The following is a 19,492-nucleotide window of genomic DNA, read 5'->3' as shown; positions in this document are numbered from 1 at the left end:
CCCTGTTTGGTAGCGCTCACATTTCGCAATCTACGTCCATTTCTCCGGACGTGTCAATCGGTCTTTCCGCGAATAATTCCGTGCTATTTCAAAGTATGTTAGCGCTCAATTTCCCGGCGCGTAAGGAAAACGCAGCGCCTTGTAATAGTCCAGATCATGCGCCGGCGGCGGCGATCCCGCCGGCAGCGGCCGCCGGGCGAAGGTGGCGAAATAGGCGATCGAGGCATCGCGCCACCACTGCGCCTCCCGCGCCTGCACCGCCAGGAAGCGCATCACGTCGGCGTGCCGATCGGCATCCACATAGGGCGCCAGCGTCGCCCAGCGCGCCCGCATCGCCGCCACCTCGGCAACGCCGCGATCATAACGGGTAACAAGCTCGTCCCACAAAATGCGGCCTGATGCCATGCGATGATCCCAGCGCACATGGTGGAACCACAGCAGATCGCGTTCCGGCACGGTGCGGATATCGCCGAGCTGCCGCGCCACCGGCGGCGCATATTGGGCGACGGCGTTGCTGCCGGTCTTCGTCCGGTCGAAGCCGATCCCCTGGGCATCGGCCCTGTGATAATAGACCGGGTTCCAGTCGGGCCGCTCGAGATCGTCGACCCAGGGGCCGGGGCCGTAGTGATGGCCGGTCGCCATCAGGTGGTGCAGGCCCAGCGGCGTCATATAATCGACCACCGCCTCGCGCGAACGCATCATCATGTCGACCACTGGAGCGACGAAGGCGGGATCGGTGGAGAAGGTCATCCCCGCCCAGTCCGCCGCGATCCTTCTGGCCGAGGCCTCCGGGTCCCAGGCGAGCCGGCCGAAGGCATACCAATTGGCCTGATCGAACTGCGATCCCGTCCAGTTGCGATCGACGCCGATATTGGCGACGCCGGCCATGCCGGTCCGCGCATGGCCTTCCAGCGATCCATCGATCACGCGGGCGACGGTCGATCCCTTGCCTTTGGCGAAGGTGTCGCTCGCCAGCGTCTCCTCGAACAGCGCGCCGAGATAGACGAGGTGGGTGGCGAAGCCGAGATATTCCTTGGTGATCTGGAATTCCATCATCAGCGGCGTCTTGGGCATCGCGCCGAACAGCGGATGGAAGGGTTCGCGCGGCTGGAAATCGATCGCGCCGTTCTTCACCTGCACGATCACATTGTCGGCGAACCTGCCGTCCAGCGGCTTGAACTCGTCATAGGCCTGCCTGGCGCGATCGTCGGGATTTTCATGCGCATAGACGAAGGCGCGCCACATCACGATGCCGCCATGGGGCTTCACCGCCGCCGCCAGCATGTTGGCGCCATCGGCATGGCTGCGATGATAATCCTGTGGCCCCGGCTGGCCTTCCGAATTGGCCTTCACCAGGAAGCCGCCAAAATCGGGGATGGCGGCATAGATCTCGTCCGCCTTGGCCTTCCACCATGCGGCGACGGCGGGATCGAGCGGATCGGCCGTCTTGAGCCCGCTAATCTCGATCGGCGCCGACCAGCGCGCGGAAAGATAGACGCGGATGCCATAGGGGCGGAAAATGTCCGCCAGCTTCGCCGCCTTGGCGATATAAGGCGCGGTCAGGCTGTCCGCCTTGGCGTTGACGTTGTTGAGGACGGTGCCGTTGATCCCGATCGACGCATTGGCGCGGGCATAATCGACATAACGGGGATTGGTGATGTCCGGCAGCTTCCACCAGTCCCAGATCGACTGGCCGGCATAGCCGCGCTCCACCGAGCGATCGAGATTGTCCCAATGGTTGAGCAGGCGCAGCTCCACCTTGGGCACCGAACGGATGTCGATCCGATCGATCGGATCGCCGGTCTGGACGAGGCGGAGCAGATGGAAAGCGCCGTAGAGCACGCCGACGCCGCTGTTGGCGGCGATCACCGTCGCCGGCTTGCCGTCCACGCGGACGCTGCGGATCAGATAGCCTTCCCGGCCAAGCGTCGAAAGCGGCAGGCCGAGCGCCGCGATCCGCCTGTCCCCGCCGGTGCCGAGCAGGATCGCGCCGGGCGCGATGGCGTCGGCCGATGCCGGCACGTCGGCGCGCAGCAGGCCGGTAAGGCCGCGATGCAGCTCGGCTGCGGCGATGCGGATCGAGGGATCGTCCTGCGGGGCGGCGATCGCCGTCGCCAACGGCCGGTAGCGCGCCTGCGCCGAATCGGCGAGCGGGCGATAGCGCAGCCAGAGGTCATAGCCGTCCTCGGCCATGGCCGGCCCGCTTGCCAGCAGCGCCACCACCGCCAGAATCAGCGCGCGGCAGGCGCCGAACACCCCTTTCCTCATCCCTTCTCCCTTTCCACGGCGCCACGTTTTGAAATGGTCGCGGCTGCCGTCCGCCATTGACAAGCTTTGCGGGACTATATCATGGTAGCGCTATCAATCAATAAAGCGGCGCGCCAATGTCGTCGCAGGCGGCATAGCCGCGACAGGAGAGGAGACGAAATGCGTTCCAGCGCCCGCCTTGCCATGCTTGCCTGCGCTTCCGCGATCACCGCGATCGGAACGCCCCTCGTCGCGCCCGTGATCGCCGCCGCGCAGCAGGCGCCGGCCCGGCCTATCTACAAGGATGCGTCCCAGCCCGTCGAGGCCCGCGTCGAGGATCTGCTCAAGCGGATGACGCTGGAGGAGAAGGTCGCCCAGATCATCACCGTCTGGGAAGGCAAGACCGCCGTCTTCGACGACAAGCTCCAGCTCGATCCGAAGAAGCTGCCCGCCGTCTGGCCGGACGGCATCGGCCAGTTCGCCCGCCCGTCCGACGCGCGCGGCGCCGTATCGCCGCGCGTCGTGCCCGGCCGCGACGTCCGGCAGACGATCGCGCTGGTCAACGCGCTCCAGCGCTGGGCGACGACGCAGACCCGGCTCGGCATCCCGATCCTGTTCCATGAAGAAGGGCTGCACGGCTATGCCGCCGTCGGCGCCACCAGTTTCCCGCAGGCGATGGCGCTCGCCTCCACCTGGGCCCCCGATCTGATCCGCCAGATCAACGGCGTGATCGCGGGCGAAATTCGCGCGCGCGGCGTGCATCTGGCGCTTTCCCCGGTGGTGGACGTGGCGCGCGATCCGCGCTGGGGCCGGATCGAGGAGACGTTCGGCGAGGACCCCTATCTGGTCGGCGAAATGGGCGTCGCCGCCGTGCAGGGCCTCCAGGGCGACACGGGCGCCGATCGCCTGCTGCCGGCCGGCCATGTCTTCGCGACGCTCAAGCACCTCACCGGCCATGGCCAGCCCGAAAGCGGCACCAATGTCGGCCCGGCGCCGATATCGGTGCGGGAGCTGCGCGAGAATTTCTTCCCGCCGTTCGAACAGGTGGTCCGCCGCACCGGGATCGAGGCGGTGATGGCGTCCTATAACGAGATAGACGGCGTGCCCTCCCACGCCAACCGCTGGTTGCTGCAGGACGTGCTGCGCGGCGAATGGGGCTTCAAGGGCGCGATCGTCAGCGATTATTCGGCGGTCGACCAGTTGATGAGCCTGCATCATGTCTCGCCCGATCTGGAAGGCGCGGCGATCCGCGCGCTCGATGCCGGCGTCGATTCCGACCTGCCCGAGGGCCTTTCCTACAAGACGCTGGTGAAGGCCGTGCGCGAGGGCCGGGTGGACGAGGCCAGGGTCGACGTTGCGGTGCGCCGCATGCTGGACCTGAAGTTCCGCGCGGGCCTGTTCGAAAACCCCTATGCCGACGTGCGGCAGGCGCTGGCGATCACCAACAATGATGCCGCCCGCGCGCTTGCGCTGAAGGCCGCGCAGCAGGCGATCACGCTGCTCAAGAACGACGGCACCCTGCCGCTGTCGCTGGCGGCGAAGCCCACCATCGCCGTGATCGGCCCCAATGCCGATGTCGCGCGGCTGGGCGGCTATTACGGCCAGCCGCCACACAGCGTCTCGATCCTCGAAGGCATCAGGAACCGGGCGGGCAACCGCGCCAATATCCTGTTCGCGCCGGGCGTGAAGATCACCGAGAATGACGATTGGTGGGCGGACGAGGTGAAGCTCGCCGATCCCGCCGCCAACCGCCGGATGATCGCCGAGGCGGTCGAGGTGGCGAAGAAGGCGGACCGGATCGTGCTCGCCATCGGCGATACCGAGCAGACCAGCCGCGAAGCCTGGGCCGACAACCATATCGGCGACCGCCCGAGCCTGGACCTGGTGGGCGAGCAGCAGGCGCTGTTCGATGCGCTGAAGGCGCTGGGCAAGCCGATCACCGTCGTCCTCATCAACGGCCGCCCCGCCTCGACCGTGACGATCGCGGAGCAGGCCAACGCGCTGATCGAAGGCTGGTATCTGGGCGAACAGGGCGGCAATGCCGTGGCGGACGTGCTGTTCGGTACGGTCAATCCGGGCGGCAAGCTGCCCGTCACCATCCCGCGCAATGTCGGCCAGCTGCCGATGTTCTACAATCATAAGCCCAGCGCCCATCGCGGCTATCTGTTCGATACCACGGCCCCGCTTTTTCCGTTCGGCTGGGGGCTGAGCTACGCCAGTTTCGATATCGGCCAGCCGCGCCTTTCGGCGGGCACCATCCGGCCGGACGGCGATGTCGACGTGCTGGTCGACGTCGCCAATACCGGCAGCCGCGCCGGCGACGAGACCGTGCAGGTCTATGTCCGCGACAAGGTAAGCTCGGTCACGCGGCCGGTGAAGGAGCTCAAGGGCTTCCAGCGCGTCACCCTCCAGCCCGGCGAGCGGCGCACCGTGAAGATCAGGCTGACGCCCGCCAGTTTCCAGATGTGGAACGACCGGATGGAGCGCGTGGTCGAACCGGGCGAGTTCGACATCATGGCCGGCCCTAATTCGGTCGACTTGAAGACCGTCACCCTGACGGTGAAGCCGTGAGCACCGGCATCGCCCGCCGGCAGGCGCTCGGCTGGCTGGCATCGGGATCGGTGCTGGCGGCGAGCGCGGCATCCTCCTCCGCCGCCTTCGCGCGCGGGGCGGGCCGCCCGCTCTACAAGGATGCGACGCAGCCGGCCGAGGCGCGCGTCCGCGATCTCCTGTCCCGCATGACGCTGGAGGAGAAGGTCGCCCAGATGATCGCGCTCTGGGCGACGAAGCAGGACGTGATGGTGGAAGGCGGGCTGGATTTCGATCCCGCCCGGGCATCGCGCGCCTATCCGGCCGGCTTCGGCCAGATCACCCGCCCGTCCGACCGGCGCGGCGGCCCGGCCGTCGCCGATGTCGCGGGCGGCACCGGCGCGCGCTGGCGGACGCCCGAGGACACGGTGAAGTTCGTCAACGCCGTCCAGCGCTGGGCGACGACCCAGACCCGGCTCGGCATCCCCGTGCTGTTCCACGAGGAATCGCTCCACGGCTATATGGCGACGGACGCCACCATGTTCCCGCAGGCGATTGCGCTGGCCGCCAGCTTCGACCGCGATCTGATGCGGGACGTGCAAGGCGTGATCGCCCGCGAGGCGCGCGCGCGCGGCGTCCACCTGGCGCTTTCGCCCGTCGTCGATATCGCCCGCGATCCGCGCTGGGGCCGGATCGAGGAAACGTTCGGCGAGGATCCCTATCTCTGCGGGGAGATGGGCGTCGCCGCCGTGCAGGGCCTTCAGGGCGAGGGCGATGTGCTGAAGCCCGGCAAGGTCTTCGCCACGCTGAAGCACATGACCGGCCACGGCCAGCCGCAGAGCGGCACCAATGTCGGCCCCGCGCCGATATCGGAACGCGAGCTGCGGGAGAATTTCTTCCCGCCCTTCCGCGCGGTCGTCGGCCGCACCCGGATCGAGGCGGTGATGCCGTCCTATAACGAGATAGACGGCGTGCCGTCCCACGCCAACCGCTGGTTGCTGCAGGATGTGCTGCGCGGCGAATGGAAGTTCGGCGGCATCGTCGTCAGCGACTATACCGCCATCGACGAGCTGGCGACGATCCACCATGTCGCCCCGGACGTACGCGCCGCCGGCATGATCGCGGTCAATGCCGGGGTAGACAGCGAGCTGCCGGACGGGGCGACCTTCCGCCACCTCGTCGATGCCGTCCGCGCCGGCCAGGTTTCCGAGGCGCGGATCGACGAGGCCTGCGCGCGGATGCTGAGCCTGAAGTTCCGCGCCGGCCTGTTCGAAAATCCCTATGCCGATTTCGCCGCCGCCGATCGCATCACCGGCAATGCCGAGGCCCGCGCGCTCGCGCTCGAGGCCGCGCGCAAATCGCTGTGCCTGCTCAGCAACGACGGCACCCTGCCGCTGAAGCCGGGCGCGCATCCGACCGTGGCGGTGATCGGCCCCAATGCCGCCATCGCCCGGCTGGGCGGCTATTCCAGCACGCCGCGCCAGGCGGTGAGCCTGCTGGACGGGGTGCGCGCGAAGCTGGCCGGCAAGGCGGAGGTGGTCCACGCCCAGGGCGTGTTCATCACCCGCAGCGAGGATCGATCGGCCGACGAGGTGCTGCTCGCCGATCCGGCGGAGAACCATCGCCTGATCGCCGAGGCGGCCACCATCGCCCGCAAGGCCGACGTCATCCTGCTCGCGATCGGCGATACCGAGCAGACCAGCCGCGAGGGCTTTGCGAAAAACCATCTCGGCGATCGTACCAGCGTGGATCTGGTGGGCGAGCAGAATGCGCTGTTCGATGCGCTCCACGCGCTGGGCAAGCCGATCGTCGTCGTCGCCATCAACGGCCGCCCGCCAAGCTGGCCCGGCGTCGCCGCCAAAGCCAATGCCATGCTGCTCTGCTGGTATCCGGGGCAGGAGGGCGGCACCGCCATGGCCGACGCGCTGTTCGGCGACGTCAATCCCGGCGCCAAGCTGCCCGTTTCCGTGGTGCGCAACGCGGGCCAGATTCCGCTTTTCTACAACCGCAAGCCATCGTCGCGGCGAGGCTATCTGTTCGAGGATGCGGCCCCGCTTTTCCCCTTCGGTCACGGGCTCAGCTACACCCGCTTCGATATCGGCGCTCCCCGCCTTTCGGCGGCGCGGATCGGCGTGGACGGCAGCGTCACCGTGGAGGTCGACGTGCGCAACATCGGCGATCGCCCGGGCGACGAGGTGGTGCAGATCTATGTCCGCGATCAGCTATCGTCGGTCACGCGCCCGCTCAAGGAACTGAAGCAGTTCGCCCGCGTCACGCTGGCCCCCGGCGAGGCGCGCACGCTTCGCTTCACGCTGGGCCGGGACGCCTTCGCGCTGTGGAACGAGGCGATGGAGGAGGTGGTCGAGCCCGGCCGCTTCGACATCATGGCCGGCCCCGACAGCGAACATCTGAAAACCGCGATCCTCGAGATCGCCTGACAGGACAGGAAGAGATGCCGAGGATCACCGCTGCGCGGGTTATCGTGACGAGCCCTGGTCGCAATTTCGTGACGCTGAAGATCGAGACGGAGGCGGGNATATATGGACTGGGCGANGCGACCCTGAACGGNCGCGAGCTGGCGGTGGCCTCCTACCTCGCCGATCATGTCGCGCCCTGCCTGATCGGGCGGGATGCGCACCGGATCGAGGATATCTGGCAGTTCCTCTACAAGGGCGCCTATTGGCGGCGCGGGCCGGTGACGATGTCGGCGATCGCGGCGGTCGATACCGCGCTGTGGGACATCAAGGGCAAGATCGCCGGGCTTCCGGTCTACCAGCTGCTCGGCGGCGCGAGCCGCGANGGCGTGATGGTCTATGGCCACGCCAATGGCAGGACGATCGAGGAGACGATCGACAATGCGCTCCATTATCAGGAGCAGGGCTATAAGGCGATCCGCCTGCAATCGGGGGTGCCGGGGCTGACCTCCACTTATGGCGTGTCGAAGGACCGTTATTTCTACGAGCCCGCCGATGCCGACCTGCCGACCGAGAATGTCTGGTCGAGCGAGAAATATCTCCGTTCGGTGCCGCCGCTGTTCGAGGCCGCGCGCGAGGCGCTGGGCTGGGACGTGCATCTCCTCCACGACATCCACCACCGGCTGACGCCGATCGAGGCGGGNCGGCTGGGCAAGGATCTGGAGCCTTATCGCCCCTTCTGGCTGGAGGATGCGACCCCGGCCGAGAACCAGGCGAACTTCCGCCTGATCCGCCAGCACACCACGACGCCGCTGGCGGTGGGCGAGGTGTTCAATTCGATCTGGGATGCCAAGCAGCTGATCGAGGAGCAGCTGATCGACTATATCCGCGCCACCGTGGTCCATGCCGGCGGGCTCACCCATCTCAGGCGGATCGCGAGCTTCGCGGACCTGCACAATGTCCGCACCGGCTGCCATGGCGCGACCGATCTGTCGCCGGTGTGCATGGCGGCGGCGCTGCATTTCGGGCTGTCGGTGCCNAATTTCGGCATCCAGGAATATATGCGCNACACCGCCGAGACCGATGCCGTCTTCCCCCATGCCTACGGCTTTGCCGACGGCCTGATGCATCCCGGCGACCAGCCGGGCCTGGGCGTGGACATCGACGAGGAGCTGGCCGCCAGATACGAATATAAGCGCGCCTACCTCCCCGTGAACCGCCTCCAGGACGGCACCATGACCAACTGGTGATCGCGGTGGACAAATCCCTCATTCCGCCGCCCCCCAAGGGCAAGGTGCGCTGGATCATCTGCGCGCTGCTCTTCGCGGCGGTGGTGCTCAGCTATGTCGACCGCCTCGTCCTTTCGGTGCTGAAGCCCACGCTGCAGCAGGAATATGGCTGGTCCGAAAGCGGCTATGGCGACGTGGTCTTCTGGTTCCAGGCCGCCTACGGCATCGGCTTCCTCTTCTTCGGGCGGCTGATCGACCGGGTCGGCGCCAAGCTGGGCTATCTGCTGGCGATGGCGGTATGGACGGCGGGCCATATGGCGCACGCCCTCGTCACCACCACCACCGGCTTCGCGCTTGCCCGCATCCCGCTGGCGCTGGGGGAATCCGGCACCTATCCCGCCGCGCTCGCCGCCGCCGCCGAATGGTTCCCCAAGCGGGAGCGCGCGCTGGCCATCGGCATCTTCAACGCCGGCGCCAATGTCGGCGCGATCGTGACGCCGCTGATCGTGCCGCTCATCACGCTGGCGATGGGCTGGCAATCGGCCTTCATCATCACCGGCCTGTTCAACCTCATCTGGATCGGCGCCTGGATCGCCTTCTACCGCCGCCCGCGCGAGCATCCGAGCATCACGCGGGAGGAGATCGCCTATATCGAGGCGGAGCCGTTCGAGACCGAGGGCAAGGCCAGCTTCCGCCAGGTGCTCGCCTGCCGGCAGGCCTGGGCCTATATGGCCGGCCGCTTCCTGATCGATCCGATCTGGTGGACCTTCCTGTTCTGGCTGCCGGATTTCTTCTCCAAGCGCTACGCCGTCGATCTCAAGGGCTTCGGCCCCCCGCTGATCGCGATCTACATCATCGCCGATGTCGGCTCGATCCTGGGCGGCTGGTATTCGTCGCGGCTGCTGGGGCGCGGCATCAGCGCCAATCGCGCCCGCAAGACGGCGATGCTCGCCTGCGCGCTCGTCGTCACCCCCGTCACCTTCGCCATGTATGCGCCATCGATCTGGATCGCCGTGGCGCTGATCGGGCTGGCCTGCGCGGGCCATCAGGGTTTTTCCAGCAACCTCTTCTCGATGCCGGCCGATCTGTTCCCGCGCTGGGCCGCGGGCACCGTCGTCGGCCTCGGCGGCTTCGCCGGGGCGGCCGGCGGCATGTTGATGTCGAAATATGCCGGCTATGTGCTGGAGACGGTCGGCACCTACACGCCGATCTTCATCGTTTCGGGATCGGCCTATCTGGTGGCGCTGCTGGTGGTCCACCTGATCAATCCGCATTATGCCCCTGCCACCAAGCTTTCCGCCCGACAGGCCTGACATGACCCATCCGCTGCGCCTCCACCCCGACCGCCTCTTCCCCGCCGACGAACGCAGCCGCGCCATCGCCCGCGCGCTTTATGCCGGCGTGAAGGACCTGCCGATCGTCAGCCCGCACGGCCATACCGATCCGGCCTGGTTCGCCTACGACCAGCCCTTCGCCGATCCGGCGGAGCTGCTGATCGTGCCCGATCATTATGTGTTCCGCATGCTCTACAGCCAGGGCGTGGGGCTGGAGGCGCTGGGCGTGCCCACGGTGGACGGCAGCGCCACCGAGACCGATCCGCGCGCGATCTGGCGGCTGTTCGCCAGCCATTACCACCTGTTCCGCGGCACGCCTTCGCGGCTGTGGCTGGACTGGGTGTTCGCCGAGATATTCGGCATCGACATCCGGCTGGAGGCCGCCACCGCCGATCATTATTACGATGTGATCGCGGCCGCGCTTCCCACCCCCGCCTTCCGCCCGCGCGCCCTGTTCGACCGGTTCGGGATCGAGCTGATCGCCACCACCGAAAGCCCGCTCGATCCGCTGGAGCATCATCGCGCGATCCGCGAAAGCGGCTGGCATGGCCGCGTCGTCACCGCATACCGCCCCGATCCGGTGATGGACCCGGAGCATCCGGGCTTTGCCGGCAACCTGATCCGCTTCGGCGAGGTGGCCGGCGAGGATATCTCCACCTTCGCCGGCTATCTGCGCGCGCACGAGAACCGGCGCGCCTTCTTCCGCGCGGCGGGCGCCACCTCCACCGATCACGGCCATCCGAGCGCCCGCACGGCGGACCTGCCCCCCGCCGAGATCGAGGCGCTCTATGCCCGCGTGCGTTCCGGCCCGGTGACGCCGGCCGAGGCGGAGCTGTTCCGCGCCCACATGCTCACCGAAATGGCGCGGATGAGCGTGGCGGACGGCATGGTCATGCAGATCCATCCCGGCGTCCACCGCAGCCACAATCCGGCGCTGCTCGGCCGGTTCGGGCGCGACAAGGGCGCCGATATCCCGGTGCCCACCGGCTATGTCGAGGCGCTGAAGCCGCTGCTGGACCGGTTCGGCAACGAACGCGATCTCACCATCATCCTCTTCACGCTGGACGAGACCGCCTATGCGCGCGAGCTGGCGCCGCTCGCCGGCCATTATCCGGCGCTGCGGCTCGGCCCGCCCTGGTGGTTCCACGACAGCCCCGAAGGCATGCGCCGCTTCCGCGAGCAGGTGACGGAGACGGCCGGCTTCTACAACACGGTCGGCTTCAACGACGATACCCGCGCCTTCCTTTCCATTCCGGCGCGGCACGATGTCGCGCGGCGGATGGACTGCGGCTTTCTCGCCCGGCTGGTGGCGGAGCATCGGCTGGAGGAGGATGAGGCGCACGAGCTGGCCCGCGCCCTCACCTATGATCTGGTGAAGAAGGCCTACAGGCTGTGACGCGCCTGTCCGCGACGACCATCGACCTGTTTCCCCCCGGCATCGCGCGGCCGGCTTATGATCGCGGGGCGATCGCCACCGGCGTCGTCCATATCGGCATCGGCGCCTTCCACCGCGCGCACCAGGCCGCGCTGTTCGATGCGGCGCTGGCCGCTGGCGATCTTCGCTGGGGGATCATCGGCGCGTCGCTGCGATCGCCTGCCGTGCACGACCAGATGGCGCCGCAGGACGGCCTCTACTCGCTCGTCGTCCGCGATGGCGCGGCGGAGGACGTGCGGGTGATCGGCGCGATCCGGGAGGTGCAGGTGGCGCCGCGCGATCCCGCCGCGCTGGTGGCGGCGATGTCCGCGCCGGGCGTCCACATCGTCACGCTTACCGTGACCGAGAAGGGCTATAAGCTCGATCCCGCGACCGGCGCGCTGCTGGCCGGTGATGACGATGTCGCGGCCGATCTGCGCGATCTTGCCGCGCCGCGCACCGCCCCCGGCTTCATCGTCGCCGCCCTCGCCCGCCGCCGCGCGGCCGGCCTCGCGCCCTTCACCGCCATTTCATGCGACAATCTGCCGCACAACGGCTCCCGCCTGCAGGCCGCCGTGCTGGCGATTGCTGCGCAGTATGACGCAAGCCTTGCCGACTGGATCGCGCAGCATGGCGCCTTCCCGGAAACCATGGTCGACCGCATCGTGCCGGCCACGCGGGACGAGGATATCGCAGCTCTCGCCGCCCGCACCGGGCTGGAGGACCAGGCGATGGTGAAGACCGAGCCTTTCTCCCAATGGGTGATCGAGGATCGGTTCGCCGGCGAACGGCCCGATTTCGAGCGGTTCGGCGCCCAGATCACCCGATCGGTGGCGCCATGGGAGGAAGCGAAGCTGCGGCTGCTGAACGGCGCGCATTCGGGTATCGCCTATCTGGGCGGGCTGGCCGGCGTGGATTTCGTCCACCAGTTCGTCGGCCTTGCCGAAGGGCGCGGCTTCGTCAAGGCGCTGTGGGATGAGGCGGCCGCCACGCTGTCCCCGCCGCCGGGCCTCGATATCCCGGCCTATCGCGCCGCGCTGATGGCGCGTTTCGCCAACAGTTCGCTGCAGCATCGCACGCGGCAGATCGCCATGGACGGATCGCAGAAGCTGCCGCAACGGCTGCTCGCCCCGATCGCGGCGCGGCTCGATCGCGGCCTGCCCGTGGAGGCGCTCGCATTGGCCGTGGCCGCATGGATGCGCTGGCAGGGCGGGCGCGACGACAGCGGCGCCATCTTCACCGTCGACGATCCGCTGGCGGCGGTGACGGCGGCGAAGCTTGCCGGTGCCGCATCCCCGGCCGATCGGGTGGCGGCGCTGCTCGCGATCGAGGCGATCTTTCCGCCCCGGCTCGCGGGCGATGCCGGCTTCCGCGCCACGCTGACCCGCCATCTCGCCTTGCTCGGCGAGGCGGGATCGCGCGCGGCGATCGCCTCCCTGCTTTCCAAGGAAAGGCCGTGACCGCATGAAGCGCTTCCTGACCGGGCTGGCCCTCGCTCTCGCCATCGCCGCCTCCCCCGCGATCTCGAAGGAGGCACGCTGGGTGGGAAGCTGGGCCGCGTCGCAACAGATACCCGAGCCGCGCAACGCGCTCGACCCCGCCGATCTGCGCGATGCGACGCTGCGGCAGATCGTCCGCCTCTCGGCCGGCGGCAAGACCATCCGCGTCCGCCTCTCCAACGCCTTCGGCACGGCGCCGCTGCGCTTCTCCCGCGTCCATGTCGCCCCCGGCCGGCCCGAATCGTCGCGGATCGATGCCGCGCGCGGCCGCGTCGTCACCTTCGCCGGCCGGCAGGATGTGATCGTCCCGGCGGGCGCAAGCTGGCTCTCCGATCCCATCGATCTTGCCGTGCCGCCGCTCGGCAGCGTCGCGATCAGCTTCCACCTGCCCGATCCGCCCGCGCAGCAGACCGGCCATCCCGGATCGCGCACCACCAGCTACCTCGTCCATGGCGACCAGGTGGACGCGGCGGAGCTGCCGGATGCCAAAACGGTCGACCGCTGGTATCAGATCGCCGGTATCGACGTGGCCGCCGGAAAGGGATCGGCCGCCATCGTCACCCTCGGCGATTCGATCACCGACGGGGCCGGATCGACCACCAATGCCAACGATCGCTGGCCGGATATCCTGGCGCAGCGCCTCCAGGCGTCACAGGCCACGCGCCATCTCTCGGTGCTGAACCACGGCATCGGCGGCAACCGGCTGCTGATCGACGGGCTCGGCCCCAACGCGCTGGCGCGCTTCGATCGCGATGTCCTCGCCCAGCCCGGCGTACGCTATCTGGTCCTGCTCGAAGGCGTGAACGATCTCGGCGGGCTGACGCGCGAGGCGCCGGCCACGCCCGCCCAGCGCGTCGATCTCGTCCACCGCATCACCGCCACCTATGCGCAGATCGTCGCCCGCGCGCGGGCGGCGGGCGTGAAGGCCATTGGCGCCACGATCCTGCCTTATGGCGGATCGGAATATTATCATCCCGATGCCGGCGCCGAGGCCGATCGCCAGGCGATCAACGCCTGGATCCGAACGCCCGGCAATTTCGATGCCGTGGTGGATTTCGACGCCGCGACCCGCGATCCTACCCGGCCCGATCGCCTGCGCGCCGATTATGATTCGGGCGACGGCCTGCACCCCTCGCCGGCGGGCTATCGCGCCATGGCCGATGCCGTGCCGCTGGGCCTGTTCGGCAGATGACGATCACGGCCGCGCTGCTGCTGGCGGCCGCCGCCGCACCGCGACCGCCCGGCCCGGAAATCGCGATCACCTTCGATGATCTTCCCGTCCACCAGCCCTTGCCGGCCGGGGAAACCCCGCNCGCCGTCGCCGATCGCATCCTGGCCGCGCTGAAGGCGGCGCGCGTGCCTGCCGTCCATGGCTTCGTCAACGGCGCCGCCACGGCAGGCGATCCGGCGACGGAGAAGGTGCTCGCCGCCTGGCGCGCCGCCGGATATCCGCTCGGCAACCATGGCTGGTCGCATGCCCGCCTCGATTCCCTCGACGCCGCCGCCGTCGCCACGGAAATCGAGCGCAACGAGCCGCTTCTGGAACGATGGGGCGTGAAGCCGGGGCGCCGCTGGTTCCGCTTCCCTTATCTGGCGGAAGGCGGAACGCCCGCGCACCGCGCCGCCATCCGCCGCCTGTTGGCCACCCGCGGCTACCGCATCGCCGCCGTGACGATGAGCTTCGGCGATTATCGCTGGAACGCGCCTTATGCCCGCTGCCTGGCCAGGGGCGACAAGGCCGCGATCGACACGCTCGAGCACAGCTTCCTCGCCGCCGCCGATGCCGCGATCATCCGCAGCCGATCGATGGCGAAGTCGCTCTACGGCCGCGACATACCCTATGTGCTGCTGATGCATGCGGGCGCGTTCGACGCGCATATGCTGCCGCGCCTGCTCGCGCTTTATGCGGCGCGGAATGTCCGCTTCGTGCCGCTCGACCGGGCGGAACGCGATCCGGCCTATGCCAGCGACGTCGATCCCCGCCTGCCGGCGCGCGCCGCCAGCCTCGAAGGCCGGATGACGGGGCAGGGCCTCGCTCCCCCCGTCCATGACGATCCGGGGGAAGGGATCGAAAAGCTCTGCCTCTGACGCCGTTTCGGCCGGCTCAGCGCCCGCCCATCGCCGCGCGCATGCCGTCCAGGCAGGATCGCACGCCCGCGCCGCGCCCCGAACGCTGCAGCGCATCGCCCAGATCGGCCGCCAGCCGGCCCAGCGGCTCCATGCCGTTCGCGCGCGCCACTTCGGCGATCGCATCCGCGCGGCGGCGCAGCTCGCCCACGGATAGCAGCCGCATGTCGCGGTCGATCTGGGCGATGCGCGCCTTCAACTCGTCTTCGACACCGGCCGTGGCCGCTGATTCGATTCGGCGTAACGAAGCCATGATTCTTCCTCCTGCCGGCCATCATGCCCGTTCAGGATTAGCGTTGGATTAAGCGAAACGGCGCATCGCGGGGCTTTGGCGCCCTTCGGCTTGACTTTCGGCTCCGCCTGCCGCATTGGCCCTGCCGATGGAATCAGGCGGCGGTGACGTCGCCTTATTTTTTCGTGCCACCCGGCACGCAGCAGCAGAATTCGAAGGATCAAAGGGTCATGGCCAAGCCGACCACCGTCAAGATCAAGCTCGTCAGCACGGCCGACACCGGCTTCTTCTACGTGACCAAGAAGAATCCGCGCACCCAGACCGAGAAGCTGAGCTTCCGCAAGTATGACCCGGTCAAGCGGGCGCACGTGGAATTCAAGGAAGCCAAGATCAAGTAAGCCGGCGGGCGGGGTCACCCCGCCTTGCGCTTGCGGATCGTTCGATGCCCGGCCATGCCCCGATCGCGGATCGGGCGCGTGGGCCGGGCTTCGGTCGTCTGGCCCGCATCGATCGTCCGCCGGTCCTCAGACCAGTGCCTCCACCGCCTCCACGAAGCGGATCACCGAAATCGGCTTGGAGACATAGGCTTCCGCCCCGGCGGCGCGGATGCGATCCTCGTCGCCCTTGCCGGCATAGGCGGTCACCGCCATGATCGGAATGGTCCGCAGCCCATCATCCGCCTTCAGCTGCTCGATCAGCTCGATCCCGCTGACATGGGGGAGCTGGATGTCCATGATGATGAGGTCCGGGCCGAAGCTGCGCGCCACGTCCACGGCCTCGCGCCCGTCCCGCACCGGCTCCGCCACATAATCATGCGCGCGCAGCAGATCGCAGAACAGCTTGAGGTTGAGTTCGTTGTCCTCGACAACGAGCACTTTCTTGGACACAGGCCGCCCCACCACGCTACACCCGCGGACGATTGTAAACTATGCCGGGACCGGAAACAAATCATGACCGCGCCGCGATCGCCCTCAACGCGCTCGCCTGGACGCTTGGCGAGCCGGACCGGGCCGATCGCTTCCTGGCGCTCACCGGCATCGGCCCGGATGAGCTGCGCCGCCGCATCCACGATCGGGCGCTGCTCGCCGCCGTCCTGGCCTTCCTCGAAGGGCATGAGCCGGATCTGATCGCCTGCGCCGCCGCCCTTGATGTCCCACCCCAGGCGTTGATCGCCGCCCGCATGGAAATGGAAGCATGAACCGTCCCCTGCTCGTCACCGATTGCGATGAAGTGCTGCTGCACATGGCCTCCCATTTCGGCGCCTGGCTCGATGAGGCGCACGGCATCGATTTCGCGCTAGACCGGCACGATACCTTCAACGCCATGACCCGGCGCGCCGACGGCTCGACCGTTCCCGCGGAGGAGGCGTGGCCCCTGCTCGACGCCTTCTTCCAGACGGAGATGCACCGGCAGACGCCCGTGCCGCATGCGATCGAGGCGCTGGGCGAGATCGCCGAGCATGCCGACATCGTCGTCCTCACCAATATCGGCGAACATTGCCGCCCGCACCGCATGGCCCATCTGGAATCGCTCGGCATCCGCCATCGCGTGCTCTGCAACAGCGGCGGCAAGGGCCGGCCGGTCGTCCGCCTGATCGAGGAACTGCGCCCCGGCGCCACGGTGTTCGTGGACGATCTTGCCGTCCATCACGAATCGGTCGCGAAGCACGCGCCGGACGTATGGCGCCTCCACCTCGTCGCCGAACCCCGCATGGCGCCCCATATCCCGGCCGCCCCGCACGCCCATGCCCGCATCGACGACTGGGTGTCCGCCAAGACCTGGGTGCTGGATCGGCTGGCGGCCCGGGCCGCCGCCTGAGGCCGCGCGAGGCGGCGGCGGAAGCGGGGGGCGCCCGTGCGGACCGGCCTCCGCCTTCTCCTCCTCACCGCGCTGCTCGCCTTCGGCGGCTGCGCGGGCTTCGTCCGGCAGAATCTCTACAAGCCCCGCACGGACATCGTCGCGATCACCGACTGGACGAAATCGCCGCCGGCGGAAGTCCGCGCCACCACCGCCGACGGCATCGCCCTCCAGGGCTTCCAGTGGGCGGGAAAGCCGGGCAGCCATGACGTCATCCTCTTCTTCCATGGTCGCCGGGCGCATCAGGGCGTGGGCGCCAAATACGCCCAATATCTCGTGGGCAAGGGGCCGGCCGTCCTCGTCGCCTCCTATCGCGGCTTCGCGGGCAATCCGGGCTCACCCTCACGCGAAGGGCTGCTGAGGGACGGCGCGGCCTTCATCGCGCTCGCCCGGCAACTCCACGGCGCGGACGCCCGCATCTTCCTGGTCGGCCATTCGCTCGGCGGCGCGGTCGCGCTCGAACTGGCCACCCGCGCGCCGGTAGCCGGTGTCGTCCTGATCGAGCCCTTCGCCGCGCTGGGCGAGGTCGCGCCCGATTATGCCCGCCCTTTCCTGGTCGATCGCTGGGACAATCGCGAAGCCATCGCCGCCGTCGCCCCGCCGGTGGTGATCTTCCACGGCACGGCGGACGATGTCGTCCCCCTGCCCCAGGCGCAAAGCCTGCTGGCCGCCGCCTGCAACCGCGCGCTCCTCGTCACCATGCCGGGCGCCACCCACAAGCCGAACATGCCCGTCCTCGGCCCCGCCATCGCCGACACGATCCGCCTCATCGCCGAAGACCGCCTCGCCGCCCTCCCGGCCACCCTCCCCGAAGGCTGGCGCCTCACCGATCATCCCCCCGCCCGGACCCCTGCCTGCCTCACCCGGCACCGGGGGCGATAGATCGGGAAAGATCGGTCAAACGCCCAGCCATTGCAGGCCGCCCGGCAGGTCCACGGCGGCATAGTCGACCTGCAGCACCCGCCGCCGGCCGGGGTGCGTCGCCGCGTCCGACGCATGCAATATGGGAGTCGAATAGAGCCAGACGTCACCGGCATCCGCCAGGCAGGCGCGAATGCCGCAGGCTTTCACCACTCCCGCGATATCGGCTTCCAGCAGCTTGCCCAACCGGTGCGATCCCGGCGCGACCAAAAGCGGCGCATTGGTTTCCGGCACGTCGTCCAGATGGACGCGCAAGGTGACCATCCCGGCCAGCAACGATGGCGGCGGCGCCACATGATGCATGCCCCGCTTCACGGTCCAGGGGCCGAAGCCGGGCACGTCACGGCGTTCGGCGACGCAGATCGTCCGATCCTGATGCCATCCCAGCGCCCAGTTCATGGCCGGAGACTTGTCGAAAAGAATGGCCCTCACCGGGCGGCTGGCCCGGCCCAGATGGCCGGCCGCAACCGAACCGATCGATCCGCCGGCGGACAGGAAGGGCGAAAGCGCCGCGATACCGTTCAGGCGCAGTCCCGCATGGTCCGCAGGCATCCGGCCAAGAACAGCGCGAAGTGCCGCCAGATCGCCGCACGCCGCTTCGGGGAATAACTGCGCGCCGTCTCGCTCCAGGCGCATGTCCGCGCTGCCATCGACAAGCAAAGCCATTGCCCTTGGTAGAAGGGCCATAGGCCGGGGCGCAATGCCGATGGATCGATTCCGCGCCAACCCGCTGGCTCCGCGCCCTTTCTCCCGCTACGCAATCGATATGACCGAGCGTTCTCCCGCCCTTCGCGCTTATGCCATGCTGGCCTTCGTCATGCTGTTCTGGGCGGGCAATTCCATCGTCGGCCGCGCGGTCAGGGATGATATTCCGCCCTTCACCCTCGCCTTCGTTCGCTGGACGGGGGCGCTCGTCATCCTGCTGCCGATCGCCTGGCGGGGGCTGGTGCGGGACAAGGCGGCGCTGATCGCGGGATGGAAGCCGGTGCTGGCATTGGGGCTGATCGGCGTCTCCGGCTTCAACGGGCTGCTTTACTGGGGCCTGCACCACACCACCGCGACCAACGGCCTGCTGCTGCAAGCCGCGACGCCGGCGCTGGTGCTCGTCTGCAATGCATTGTTCTTCCGCGACCGGGCCGGCGGGTGGCAGGTGGCCGGCGTCACCTTGTCGACGATCGGGGTGCTGCTGGTCGTCACCCATGCCGATCTCGGCGTGCTGGCCGGGTTCCGGCTGGGCAAGGGCGATATCCTGATCCTGGGCGCGGTGCTCGCCTGGTCGATCTATACCAGCCTGCTGCGCATCCGGCCGGCGATCAGCCAGGCGAGCTTCCTCTTCGCCACCTTCCTGATCGCGGCGCTGGCGATGCTGCCGCTGGCGGTGTGGGAATGGCATGCCGCCCCGCCGATCCACTGGCACCCGGCGGTGATCGGGGCCTTCGCCTATGTCGCGATCCTGCCGTCGCTGATCGCTTATTATCTGTTCAATTCCGCTGTCGAGATGATCGGCGCCGGCCGGGCGGGGCAGACGATCAGCCTGATGCCGCTGTTCGGCGCCGGCCTTGCCGCCGCGCTGCTGGACGAGCCGCTGCACGGCTATCACCTCGCCGGCATGGCGCTGATCCTGGGCGGCATCGCCATGACGGCGCTGCTCCAGCGGCGCCCCGCCCCTTGACGCAACGCGCCCGGCGG

General features: G+C 68.4%; 17 protein-coding genes. 13 read left to right on the top strand and 4 right to left on the bottom strand.

Annotated elements, in window-relative coordinates; translation table 11 throughout:
* Positions 1–105: 105 nt before the first annotated feature.
* Positions 106–2,256, bottom strand: coding sequence for an alpha-glucuronidase family glycosyl hydrolase (locus BHE75_RS02345; protein ID WP_438830604.1), 2,151 nt, complete (start codon positions 2,254–2,256; stop codon positions 106–108).
* A gap of 171 nt (positions 2,257–2,427) precedes the next feature.
* Here BHE75_RS02345 and BHE75_RS02340 point away from each other — a divergent pair, with 171 nt between their 5' ends.
* From BHE75_RS02340 to BHE75_RS02305, 8 genes are all read left to right on the top strand, one after another.
* A complete protein-coding gene (locus BHE75_RS02340) occupies positions 2,428–4,818 on the top strand; it encodes a glycoside hydrolase family 3 N-terminal domain-containing protein (RefSeq protein ID WP_070932111.1) in 2,391 nt (796 codons plus the stop codon).
* Positions 4,815–7,214, top strand: a complete 2,400-nt coding sequence (locus tag BHE75_RS02335) for a glycoside hydrolase family 3 N-terminal domain-containing protein (protein ID WP_084652844.1) — start codon at positions 4,815–4,817, stop codon at positions 7,212–7,214. The genes BHE75_RS02340 and BHE75_RS02335 overlap by 4 nt, the downstream gene beginning before the upstream one ends.
* A gap of 14 nt (positions 7,215–7,228) precedes the next feature.
* Complete coding sequence (manD, locus tag BHE75_RS02330) at positions 7,229–8,440, top strand: D-mannonate dehydratase ManD (protein WP_070932109.1); 1,212 nt, start codon at positions 7,229–7,231, stop codon at positions 8,438–8,440.
* Positions 8,437–9,732, top strand: coding sequence for an MFS transporter (locus BHE75_RS02325; protein WP_015459137.1), 1,296 nt, complete (start codon positions 8,437–8,439; stop codon positions 9,730–9,732). Before manD ends, BHE75_RS02325 begins: the two co-directional genes overlap by 4 nt.
* A 1-nt stretch (position 9,733) precedes the next feature.
* Positions 9,734–11,149, top strand: coding sequence for a glucuronate isomerase (uxaC, locus tag BHE75_RS02320; protein ID WP_070932107.1), 1,416 nt, complete (start codon positions 9,734–9,736; stop codon positions 11,147–11,149).
* Complete coding sequence (locus BHE75_RS02315) at positions 11,146–12,627, top strand: mannitol dehydrogenase family protein (RefSeq protein WP_070932105.1); 1,482 nt, start codon at positions 11,146–11,148, stop codon at positions 12,625–12,627. The genes uxaC and BHE75_RS02315 overlap by 4 nt, the downstream gene beginning before the upstream one ends.
* Before the next feature lie 4 nt (positions 12,628–12,631).
* Positions 12,632–13,858 carry an SGNH/GDSL hydrolase family protein gene (locus tag BHE75_RS02310; RefSeq protein WP_070932104.1) on the top strand — a complete coding sequence of 409 codons (1,227 nt, stop codon included), beginning with the start codon at positions 12,632–12,634 and terminating at the stop codon, positions 13,856–13,858.
* Positions 13,855–14,754, top strand: coding sequence for a polysaccharide deacetylase family protein (locus tag BHE75_RS02305; RefSeq protein ID WP_070932102.1), 900 nt, complete (start codon positions 13,855–13,857; stop codon positions 14,752–14,754). The genes BHE75_RS02310 and BHE75_RS02305 overlap by 4 nt, the downstream gene beginning before the upstream one ends.
* Positions 14,755–14,770: 16 nt before the next feature.
* Here the strand turns inward: BHE75_RS02305 and BHE75_RS02300 are convergent, their stop codons facing one another.
* Positions 14,771–15,046 (bottom strand): hypothetical protein, encoded by a 276-nt coding sequence (locus BHE75_RS02300; RefSeq protein ID WP_139181607.1) that lies wholly within the window; start codon positions 15,044–15,046, stop codon positions 14,771–14,773.
* A 209-nt stretch (positions 15,047–15,255) separates the two neighbouring features.
* On the opposite strand from BHE75_RS02300, the gene rpmG reads away from it, so the two are divergent.
* Positions 15,256–15,423 carry a 50S ribosomal protein L33 gene (gene rpmG / locus BHE75_RS02295; RefSeq protein ID WP_015459131.1) on the top strand — a complete coding sequence of 56 codons (168 nt, stop codon included), beginning with the start codon at positions 15,256–15,258 and terminating at the stop codon, positions 15,421–15,423.
* 126 nt (positions 15,424–15,549) lie between these two features.
* Here the strand turns inward: rpmG and BHE75_RS02290 are convergent, their stop codons facing one another.
* Positions 15,550–15,912 (bottom strand): response regulator, encoded by a 363-nt coding sequence (locus BHE75_RS02290; RefSeq protein ID WP_015459130.1) that lies wholly within the window; start codon positions 15,910–15,912, stop codon positions 15,550–15,552.
* A gap of 41 nt (positions 15,913–15,953) precedes the next feature.
* Between BHE75_RS02290 and BHE75_RS02285 the strand changes: the two genes are divergently transcribed.
* Genes BHE75_RS02285 through BHE75_RS25160 form a run of 3 tightly spaced genes read left to right on the top strand, consistent with a single transcriptional unit; the run spans position 15,954 to position 17,764 of the window.
* Positions 15,954–16,223, top strand: a complete 270-nt coding sequence (locus BHE75_RS02285; protein WP_070932098.1) for a DUF3572 family protein — start codon at positions 15,954–15,956, stop codon at positions 16,221–16,223.
* Positions 16,220–16,843, top strand: a complete 624-nt coding sequence (locus tag BHE75_RS02280; RefSeq protein ID WP_070932096.1) for a hypothetical protein — start codon at positions 16,220–16,222, stop codon at positions 16,841–16,843. Before BHE75_RS02285 ends, BHE75_RS02280 begins: the two co-directional genes overlap by 4 nt.
* A gap of 36 nt (positions 16,844–16,879) precedes the next feature.
* The gene (locus BHE75_RS25160; RefSeq protein WP_070932094.1) at positions 16,880–17,764 is read left to right on the top strand and encodes an alpha/beta hydrolase; all 885 of its coding nucleotides are present in this window, start codon (positions 16,880–16,882) and stop codon (positions 17,762–17,764) included.
* A 15-nt stretch (positions 17,765–17,779) separates the two neighbouring features.
* Here the strand turns inward: BHE75_RS25160 and BHE75_RS02270 are convergent, their stop codons facing one another.
* Positions 17,780–18,439 carry a phytanoyl-CoA dioxygenase family protein gene (locus BHE75_RS02270; protein WP_254684338.1) on the bottom strand — a complete coding sequence of 220 codons (660 nt, stop codon included), beginning with the start codon at positions 18,437–18,439 and terminating at the stop codon, positions 17,780–17,782.
* A gap of 130 nt (positions 18,440–18,569) precedes the next feature.
* On the opposite strand from BHE75_RS02270, the gene BHE75_RS02265 reads away from it, so the two are divergent.
* Positions 18,570–19,475 carry a DMT family transporter gene (locus BHE75_RS02265; RefSeq protein ID WP_070935390.1) on the top strand — a complete coding sequence of 302 codons (906 nt, stop codon included), beginning with the start codon at positions 18,570–18,572 and terminating at the stop codon, positions 19,473–19,475.
* The last annotated feature ends 17 nt before the right edge of the window (positions 19,476–19,492 follow it).

The sequence above is a fragment of the Edaphosphingomonas haloaromaticamans genome, assembly GCF_001853345.1.
GTDB classification, from domain to species: Bacteria; Pseudomonadota; Alphaproteobacteria; order Sphingomonadales; family Sphingomonadaceae; genus Sphingomonas_E; species Sphingomonas_E fennica.
The sequence above is the reverse complement of the archived record's forward strand: the minus strand, read 5'-3'. Positions and strand labels throughout refer to the sequence as shown.

Excerpts from the sequence above, each read along its gene's own strand:
- BHE75_RS02340 (WP_070932111.1), top strand. The coding sequence starts at position 2,428 with ATGCGTTCCAGCGCCCGCCTTGCCATGCTTGCCTGCGCTTCCGCGATC.
- uxaC (WP_070932107.1), top strand. The coding sequence starts at position 9,734 with ATGACCCATCCGCTGCGCCTCCACCCCGACCGCCTCTTCCCCGCCGAC.
- BHE75_RS02310 (WP_070932104.1), top strand. The coding sequence starts at position 12,632 with ATGAAGCGCTTCCTGACCGGGCTGGCCCTCGCTCTCGCCATCGCCGCC.
- BHE75_RS02300 (WP_139181607.1), bottom strand. The coding sequence starts at position 15,046 with ATGGCTTCGTTACGCCGAATCGAATCAGCGGCCACGGCCGGTGTCGAA.
- rpmG (WP_015459131.1), top strand. The coding sequence starts at position 15,256 with ATGGCCAAGCCGACCACCGTCAAGATCAAGCTCGTCAGCACGGCCGAC.
- BHE75_RS02285 (WP_070932098.1), top strand. The coding sequence starts at position 15,954 with ATGCCGGGACCGGAAACAAATCATGACCGCGCCGCGATCGCCCTCAAC.
- BHE75_RS02280 (WP_070932096.1), top strand. The coding sequence starts at position 16,220 with ATGAACCGTCCCCTGCTCGTCACCGATTGCGATGAAGTGCTGCTGCAC.
- BHE75_RS02270 (WP_254684338.1), bottom strand. The coding sequence starts at position 18,439 with ATGCGCCTGGAGCGAGACGGCGCGCAGTTATTCCCCGAAGCGGCGTGC.
- BHE75_RS02265 (WP_070935390.1), top strand. The coding sequence starts at position 18,570 with ATGACCGAGCGTTCTCCCGCCCTTCGCGCTTATGCCATGCTGGCCTTC.